Raw genomic sequence first — 2,881 nt, forward strand, 5'->3', positions numbered from 1 at the left:
AGCCTATGAATGGGCGCAAGAAATTTTAGCAAAATCACCAACTTCTATAAAAATGTTAAAGTTTGCTATGAATTTAACTGATGATGGAATGGTTGGGCAACAAGTTTTTGCAGGCGAAGCAACACGTTTAGCGTATATGACCGATGAAGCCACCGAAGGTAGAAATGCCTTTTTAGAAAAGCGTAAACCAAACTTTGAAAAAAAATATTTACCTTAATAATAGGAGTGAATTAAAAATTAGGAGTTTTAAATTTAATACTTCAACATATAACCAAAATCAATAATAAAACATATATCTATGAAAATTATATGTATAGGGCGCAATTACACAAAGCATATTGAAGAATTGCAAAGTGAAAAGCCAACAGAGCCCGTAATATTTTTAAAACCAGATTCTGCAATTTTAGCAAAAAATCAACCTTTTTTTATTCCACCATTTTCAAATGATCTTCATTATGAAGTGGAGATTTTGGTAAAAATTAATAAAGTTGGAAAATATATAGATGAGAAGTTTGCTCATAAATATTATGATGAAATTGGATTAGGAATAGATTTTACAGCACGTGATTTACAAAATAAGTTAAAAGATAAAGGTTTGCCTTGGGAAAAGTCTAAAGCTTTTGATGGAAGTGCTGTAATTGGTGAATTTTATCCTAAAGAGCAATTGGGTAATTTACTAGATCTTAGTTTTTCGCTTCATAAAAACAATGAAATGGTTCAAAAAGGAAATAGTAAATTTATGTTGTGGAAAGTAGATGAATTGGTAGCCTATGTATCTCAGTTTTTTACATTAAAAAAAGGAGATGTTATTTTTACAGGAACGCCAGAAGGTGTTGGTAAAGTTCAAGAAAACGATGTGCTAATTGGCACAATTTACGGCAAAAAAGCTTTTGAAGTAAAAATAAAATAAATAAAAAAACTCCATATTTAAATTTGGAGTTTTTTTATTAAAAAGTAAATAATATTGGTCTTGGTATATTTGGTTCCTCTTTTCTATGGATTTTTAAAATATTGTATCCAAAGTGCGTTTTTACCAAATCTTTAAAATTATATTGTAACCTTGGAAATTCTTTTAGCAACTTATCAAAAGTTTTAACTGAAGAGTTTTCCATGAAGTGACGTGTAATTTCTGTATATGCTTTTGTTAAAGTGATATTAAATTTATTGCTATGCAACGCATTAATAAAATAATTCTCTTTAATCTCACAGTTTTTCTTAATTGCAGTTTCCAAATCATATTTTTGATTTAAAATCCAAGACATTCTTAACATTATCTCATGTGTAAATAATTCTGGTGGAAAAGTGCAATTTTCTATTTGTTTTAATAATTCTCGGTCAGTCATTTCGTTAGTTGTATTCATAGCACGGTAGATTTTAGATTTTCTTAGTTAATTATTAGATGCGAAATTAACTAAAAGGTTGCGTTGTAATTAGTATTTTTATCAAAAATTATTAAAAAAAAATGCAGGCAGAAATTATTACCATAGGTGATGAAATTTTAATTGGACAAATTTTAGATTCAAATTCTAAGTTTATAGCTACAGAATTAAATAAAATTGGAGTGTCAGTTTACCAAATCACCTCCGTTCAAGATGATAAAGAACATATTTTAGCAACCCTTAAAAATGCACAATCAAATGTTGATATTGTTATTTTAACCGGGGGATTAGGACCCACTAAAGACGATATTACAAAACTTACTTTAGCCGAATATTTTAACGATACATTAAAATTAAATAATAATGTTGTTGAACATATTAAAGCAATGTTTGCTAAAATTAATTATCCATTTACCGAAGTAAATAAAAACCAAGGGTTAGTACCGTCCTTATGTACTCCTTTATTTAATACAGTGGGAACAGCGCCTGGAATGTGGTTTGAAACTAATAAAAAAGTTGTAATTTCTTTACCAGGAGTTCCATTTGAAATGAAAACCTTAATGAGTTTAAGTGTTTTACCAAAAATTAAAGAAACTTTTAATTTACCGTATATTTTACATAAAACTATTTTAACGTATGGAATGGGAGAGAGCATGGTTGCGGCAAGAATAGAAGATTGGGAAGATAATTTACCAAAATTTATAAAATTAGCCTATTTACCATCATTTGGAAATGTTCGTTTACGTTTATCTGCAAAAGGAACTAATAAAGAAGTTTTAGAAAGTGCTATTAAAAATGAAGTAGAAAAATTATCGGTAATAATTTCTGATATTATTGTTGGTTTTGATGAAGGAGAAACCATTGAAGTGGTTATAGGAGAGTTGTTAAAGGAGAAAAATAAAACCTTAGCTATTGCTGAAAGTTGCACAGGTGGATCAATTTGTAAAAGAATAACAGCAATACCCGGAGCGTCTAATTATTTTATTGGAGGCGTTATTGCGTATAATTCAAGTATAAAAATAAATGAATTAGGTGTTGATAAGCAGTTAATTGATGAGTTTTCGGTAGTAAGTAGTCAAGTTGCGGAAGCAATGGCACAAGGAATTCAACAAAAGTATCAAACAAACTATGCAATTGCCACTACAGGTAATGCAGGTCCAACAACTGATGATACAGATACTTCTGTTGGAACGGTTTTTATTGCAATTGCTACAGCTTCAGGTGTTTATTCAGAAGAATTTTTCTTTGGAAAGCCTCGTGAAAAGGTAATTGAAAGAGCCACAAACAAGGCGTTGGAAATGATTAGAAAAGAAATTTTAAAAAACTAGTAAAATAAGTTTGTGTATTTAGAAGGAATATTCTAATTTTGCATCTCGTTTGAGAAAACACTAAATAAAGGTACAGAAATATGTCAAGAGTTTGTGAACTTACTGGAAAAAAAGCAATGGTTGGAAACAATGTTTCTCATGCCATGAATAAAACTAAAAGAAAATTTGACGCTA

The 2,881-nt window shown here is 29.3% G+C and carries 5 protein-coding genes; 4 read left to right on the forward strand and 1 reads right to left on the reverse strand.

Annotated features, from left to right (window positions below; translation table 11 throughout):
• Together ABY298_RS15845 and ABY298_RS15850 are read left to right on the forward strand one after the other, a co-directional pair.
• On the forward strand, window positions 1–217 hold a 217-nt coding region (locus ABY298_RS15845), incomplete at its 5' end, for an enoyl-CoA hydratase-related protein (protein ID WP_372747015.1).
• Between the two features lie 81 nt (window positions 218–298).
• Entirely contained in the window at window positions 299–910 is a 612-nt protein-coding gene (locus ABY298_RS15850) for a fumarylacetoacetate hydrolase family protein (RefSeq protein WP_372747016.1), read from the forward strand.
• Between the two features lie 37 nt (window positions 911–947).
• Here ABY298_RS15850 and ABY298_RS15855 read toward each other — a convergent pair whose 3' ends face one another.
• On the reverse strand, window positions 948–1,361 hold the full coding sequence (locus tag ABY298_RS15855) for a hypothetical protein (protein ID WP_372747017.1): 414 nt from the start codon (window positions 1,359–1,361) through the stop codon (window positions 948–950).
• 101 nt (window positions 1,362–1,462) lie between these two features.
• Here ABY298_RS15855 and ABY298_RS15860 point away from each other — a divergent pair, with 101 nt between their 5' ends.
• Entirely contained in the window at window positions 1,463–2,707 is a 1,245-nt protein-coding gene (locus tag ABY298_RS15860) for a competence/damage-inducible protein A (protein WP_372747018.1), read from the forward strand.
• A gap of 80 nt (window positions 2,708–2,787) precedes the next feature.
• Window positions 2,788–2,881 (forward strand): 50S ribosomal protein L28 (gene rpmB, locus ABY298_RS15865; protein ID WP_372747019.1); only part of this gene is annotated, 94 nt, incomplete at its 3' end.

The organism is Lutibacter sp. (genome assembly GCF_041596795.1).
Lineage (GTDB): Bacteria > Bacteroidota > Bacteroidia > Flavobacteriales > Flavobacteriaceae > Lutibacter.

What these genes read in the sequence shown, in the direction of transcription:
- ABY298_RS15855 (WP_372747017.1), bottom strand. Translation starts at nt 1,361, where the DNA reads ATGAATACAACTAACGAAATGACTGACCGAGAATTATTAAAACAAATA.
- ABY298_RS15860 (WP_372747018.1), top strand. Translation starts at nt 1,463, where the DNA reads ATGCAGGCAGAAATTATTACCATAGGTGATGAAATTTTAATTGGACAA.
- ABY298_RS15850 (WP_372747016.1), top strand. Translation starts at nt 299, where the DNA reads ATGAAAATTATATGTATAGGGCGCAATTACACAAAGCATATTGAAGAA.